At 73.0% G+C, this 4,889-nt stretch carries 5 protein-coding genes; 1 reads left to right on the forward strand and 4 read right to left on the reverse strand.

Annotated elements, in window-relative coordinates; all coding sequences use genetic code 11:
• On the reverse strand, window positions 1-818 hold an 818-nt coding region (locus tag LOY02_RS17820; RefSeq protein WP_317183711.1), incomplete at its 3' end, for a nucleoside hydrolase.
• Window positions 819-1,251: 433 nt separating this feature from the next.
• Between LOY02_RS17820 and LOY02_RS17825 the strand changes: the two genes are divergently transcribed.
• Entirely contained in the window at window positions 1,252-2,271 is a 1,020-nt protein-coding gene (locus LOY02_RS17825) for a glycoside hydrolase family 3 N-terminal domain-containing protein (protein ID WP_317183712.1), read from the forward strand.
• 154 nt (window positions 2,272-2,425) lie between these two features.
• Here LOY02_RS17825 and tsaD read toward each other — a convergent pair whose 3' ends face one another.
• From tsaD to tsaB, 3 genes are read right to left on the reverse strand one after another with little or no spacing between them, the layout of a single operon-like run.
• The gene (gene tsaD, locus LOY02_RS17830) at window positions 2,426-3,472 is read right to left on the reverse strand and encodes a tRNA (adenosine(37)-N6)-threonylcarbamoyltransferase complex transferase subunit TsaD (protein ID WP_317183713.1); all 1,047 of its coding nucleotides are present in this window, start codon (window positions 3,470-3,472) and stop codon (window positions 2,426-2,428) included.
• Complete coding sequence (rimI, locus tag LOY02_RS17835; RefSeq protein WP_317183714.1) at window positions 3,465-3,980, reverse strand: ribosomal protein S18-alanine N-acetyltransferase; 516 nt, start codon at window positions 3,978-3,980, stop codon at window positions 3,465-3,467. Before rimI ends, tsaD begins: the two co-directional genes overlap by 8 nt.
• Window positions 3,977-4,681 carry a tRNA (adenosine(37)-N6)-threonylcarbamoyltransferase complex dimerization subunit type 1 TsaB gene (gene tsaB, locus LOY02_RS17840; RefSeq protein ID WP_317183715.1) on the reverse strand — a complete coding sequence of 235 codons (705 nt, stop codon included), beginning with the start codon at window positions 4,679-4,681 and terminating at the stop codon, window positions 3,977-3,979. Before tsaB ends, rimI begins: the two co-directional genes overlap by 4 nt.
• Window positions 4,682-4,889: the final 208 nt, after the last annotated feature.

The raw sequence follows: 4,889 nt of genomic DNA on the forward strand, positions 1-4,889 counted from the left end.
CCGGCGAGCTCGACCCGGATCGGCAGGACCTGGGTCATCAACGCGTCGGGGTCGATCACGGCACAGACCGCACCGGCGTCGCCGATGGTCGCGGCGTCCCGGCCGAAGCGGTCGCACTGGAACTCGACGAGCCGTCCGCCGAGCTCAGCCCCGCTGCGGCCGCCGACGGCAACCATCTCGGCTGCCTCGGCGCGGGTCACGACGGGTTCGTAGAAGACGTCGAGGCCGTACATCGTGACCGGGATGGACAGGTCGGCGGCCGCGTCGAGGGCGATGGCCGCTGCCTCCGGGTCGTGGAAGACGTTGAACTCCGCCGATGCCGTCGCGTTGCCGACGTGCGCCGCCCCGCCCATGAAGATGATGCGGTCGATGCCCCGGGCGGCGTCCGGGTAGGTCCGCAACAGCAGCGCGACGTTCGTCAGTGGAGCGGTCGGCACGAGCGTCACCGGTGCGCCGGTCTCCGCCGCCTCGAGACAGACGTCCCGCAGCAGCTCCACCGCGTGCCGGGGGTCGGGGAGCAGCGAGGGCTCGGGCCAGTCGAGGTCGCCCATCCCGTCGTCGCCGTGGACGTGCCGCGCGTCGTGGGGGTGCTCCAGGAGGGGCCGGGTCGCGCCCCGGGACACGGGGACGTCGCCGCGGCCGGTCGCCTCGATGACCTTGAGGGTGTTGCGGACGACGGCGTCCACGGGAGCGTTCCCGCCGACGCAGGTGACGGCTCGCAGGTCGAGGCCGGGATGCGTGGCAGCGAGCAGGACCGCGCAGGCGTCGTCGACCCCCGTGTCGACGTCGAGGACGATGGGTGTGGGCTCTCCGGTCACACCGCGCAAGGTATCGTCCCGCCCGCGCGAAGGGCAGCCAATCGAGGACTACTATGTAAGTGGGTACGGTCGTCGGGTGTTCCTTCCCCGCCTCCGTGACATCGGCCCAGCATCGGAACCGGCGCCTGCCGCGTCTGTCGCGACCGCTGGTGCCCGCCGACCCGTCAGGCTGACCGCCCTGGCAGCGGTCGTCGCTGCGATGATCACGGCGTGCTCGGCCCCCGGGGACACTTCCGGCGACCGGGGCGGAGCCACCGAGGCGTCGACGGGAGCTGGTGCGAGCTCCACGGCGGCGCGCTCGGTGCCCACGACCGCGGCGTCGACGACTGCGGCACCCACGGCGACGGCGAGCTCCGGGGCGCCGAACCCTCCCCCGTCGACCCCGTCGACCCCGTCCTCCGCGGCGCGGTGCGCGCAGACCCTGGTCGGCGGCATGTCCGCGTCCGAGCAGGCCGGGCAGCTGCTCATGGTCGGCCTCGACGTCAACGCACGCCGCTCGAGCCTCGACGACCTCGTCCGGGACCGGCATCTCGGAGGCGTCGTCCTGCTCGGCGGCTGGTTCGGAGGGGCGGAGCCGGTCCGGTCGACGACGAAGCACCTCAACAGCCTCGTCGACGGATCAGGTGCGCCCAGGCTGCTGCTCGCCGCGGACCAGGAAGGTGGCAACGTCCAGCAGCTCCGCGGCGAGGGCTTCACCCGGATCCCGACCGGACGCGCCCAAGCCGCCCTGGGGACCGACGTGCTCACTCGGCGCGCCGCCAGCTGGGCCACGGAGCTGCGTGCCGTCGGGATCAACGTCAACCTGGCCCCCGTCGCCGACACGGTGCCGGCCGACGTCGGCCGTGACAACGACCCGATCGGCCAGTGGGACCGGCAGTACGCCTCCGACCCGGACGCCGTTTCCCGCGCGGTCGGTGCCTTCATCGACGGGATGCACCGGGGCGGGGTCGCCGCGACGATCAAGCACTTCCCCGGCATCGGCCGGATCACCGGCAACACCGACCTGACCGCCGACGGCATCACCGACCGCACCACGACCGCGACCGACCCCTACCTGCGGCCCTTCGAGTCGGGCATCGCCGACGGCGCAGACCTCGTCATGGTCGGGTCAGCGATCTACAGCCGCATCGAGCCCGGGGTCCACGCGACCTTCTCGAAGCGGATCGTCACTGATCTGCTGCGCACCCGGCTCGGCTACGACGGGGTCGTCATCACCGACGACGTCGGCGCCGCAAAGGCCGTCTCGGGGACACCCGTCGGAGCGCGGGCGACGCGGTTCGTCGACGCCGGCGGCGACATCGTCCTCACCGCGCGTCCCGACACGGCGCCGACGATGCACCGGGCGCTCACCCGGCGGATGGCCGACAGCGGAGCCTTTGCCGCCAAGGTCAGGCAGTCGGCCACGCGGGTCCTGCAGCTCAAGGTCGAGCGGGGTCTCGCGAGCTGCACCTGAGCCCGCCTACCCTGCCCTGCCCTACCCTGCCCTGCCCCGCCCCGCCCTGCCCTACCCACGCACCCGCTCCCCGGTCGATGTGATCGATCGAGCCAGACCTCGATCGATCACATCGAATCGCGCCGCGGCGGGGTGGCGGGAGGGTGGGATGAGGTCAGGACTGGACCAGCTCCACGGGCATCGACGAGTCGGTCGGTAGGCCGAGCTCGCTCGGCTCACGGCCCTTGGCCACCATCTCGGCACCGAGGGCAGCCACCATCGCGCCGTTGTCGGTGCACAGCGCCGGACGGGGGACGCGCAGGGCGACCCCTGCCCTGGCGGCGCGCTCCTCGGCGAGGGCGCGCAGTCGGGAGTTGGCGGCGACGCCACCCCCGATGAGGAGGTGGTCCACGTCGTGCTCACGGCACGCGAGGAGCGCCTTCTTGGTCAGGACGTCGACGACGGCTTCCTGGAAGGAGGCGGCCACGTCGGCCACCGGGACGGACTCACCCGCCCGGCGGCGCAGCTCGACCCACCGTGCGACGGCGGTCTTGAGGCCGGAGAAGGAGAAGTCGAACCGGTGCCGTTCCAGGTCTCGTCCTGTCGTCAGGCCCCGAGGGAAGTCGATGGCGACCCGGTCACCGTCCCGCGCTGCGCGGTCGATGTGCGGGCCGCCGGGGAAGGGCAGCCCGAGGACTCGCGCGACCTTGTCGAACGCCTCACCGGCCGCGTCGTCCATCGTCGAGCCGAGGGAGCGCACGTCGTGGGTGACGTCGGGCACGAGGAGCAGCGACGAGTGACCGCCGGACACGAGCAGCGCCATCGTCGGCTCGGGGAGCGGCCCGTGCTCGACGATGTCGACCGCGACGTGCGAGGCGAGGTGGTTGACGCCGTAGATCGGCTTGTCGAGCGCGACGGCAAGGGCCTTGGCCGCCGCGACGCCGACGAGGAGGGAACCGGCGAGGCCGGGCCCGGACGTCACGGCGATCGCGTCGAGGTCACGCAGCCCGACACCGGCGTCGTGGCAGGCCCGCTCGATGGTGGGCACCATGGCCTCGAGGTGTGCTCGGCTCGCGACCTCGGGGACGACCCCGCCGAAGCGGGCGTGCTCGTCGACGCTGCTCGCGACGGTGTCGACGAGCAGCGTCTGTCCCTGCACGATCCCGACGCCGGTCTCGTCGCACGAGGTCTCGATGCCGAGGACGAGGGGTTCGTCAGCCATGGGTTCCTCCGATGAGCTTGCGCATGACGAGGGCGTCGACGTCGCCCGGTTGGTAGTAGCGCCGACGGACGGAGATGACCTCGAAGCCAGTGGCGTCGTAGAGGCGACGCGCCGCGGCGTTGTCGGCACGCACCTCGAGGAGCAGGGCCGTGGCCCCCGAGCGCTCGGCCCTCCGGACGAGGTCGTCGAGGATCTGGCGTCCCAGGCCCCGGCCCTGCGCCTCCCGAACCGTCGCGATCGTCATGACGTCGGCCACGTCACCCGCGACGTCGATGCCGCCGTAGCCGACGATGCGCTCGCCATGGCGTGGGTCGACCGGGTCGACCGGGTCGACTGGGTCCAGTGGGTCCACCGGGTCGACTGCGACGACGTAGTCGCGTCGCGGCCGGCCCGCGAGCTCTGCCCACCAGGTCTGCACCGACCACGCATCGTCCGCGAAGAGATCCGCCTCGAGCCGAGCCAAGGTGTCGATGTCGGTCCACTCGAGCTCGCGCAGCACCGCAGTCATCCGAGGGTCGACTTCTGGCTCGGCGGCGCGAGGGCCACGTCGGGGCGACGCAGGTAGAGCGGCTCGAGGCCGTCCAGGTCGTCCCCCGTCGCGAGGCGGCGGACCGCGAGGTCGGCGAGCGCGCCGGCAGACACGTCGAGGGGAAGGGGCCGTATGCCGCTGGGCCGGCCCTCGTCCTCCACAGACGTGCCGAGGTCGGCCGGGTAGAGGAGTGGGCCCCGGCCGGCCACCGGCAAAGATCGCCAGGACGCGTCGAGGTCGGCGGCTCGGCTCACGACCGGCCCAGCCAGCCGCGCGATTCCACTGTCGTCGAGGACGAACGAGGCGGCATACACCTCCTTGCGCCTGGCGTCCGTCGCGACGAGGAGGCCGCCGCGGTGGCCCAGGAGCCACGCCTCGTGGGCGAGGGCGTCGAGGCTGCACAGACCGTTGACGGGGATCCCGAGGGCGAAGGCGAAGGTGCGCGCAGACACGATCCCGACCCGGAGCCCCGTGAACGGCCCGGGGCCGATGCCGACGACGACGCCGGTGACGTCGGTCGGGTCGGCCTGCGCCTCGGCGAGGGCGGAGCGGATGCCGGGGGCGAGGTGCTCTGCGTGCGCCCGCGCGTCGAGCGTCGTCGCCTCCGCCACCACCGTCGTGCCGTTGTGGAGCGCGACGCCGATGGCGGTCGTGGACGTGTCGATGGCGAGGAGGAGCACGGTCGTCAGGCTATCCGGCTGCAGCCGGATGGCCTGAATGCCGGTCCCTCACCTGTGTCCCGCTGGGGTGGCCGGCGGCACCCGGTGTCTGCCGGGAGTGGGCGCGGCCCGGCCAGGGATGCCGACGGCGAGGAAGAGCGCCGCGAGCACGACGAGAGGCAGGACGACGACTCCGGTGGAGCCGCCGATGAGGTCGCGGGGGCCGGGG

The organism is Intrasporangium sp. (assembly GCF_032907665.1).
GTDB lineage: Bacteria > Actinomycetota > Actinomycetes > Actinomycetales > Dermatophilaceae > Intrasporangium.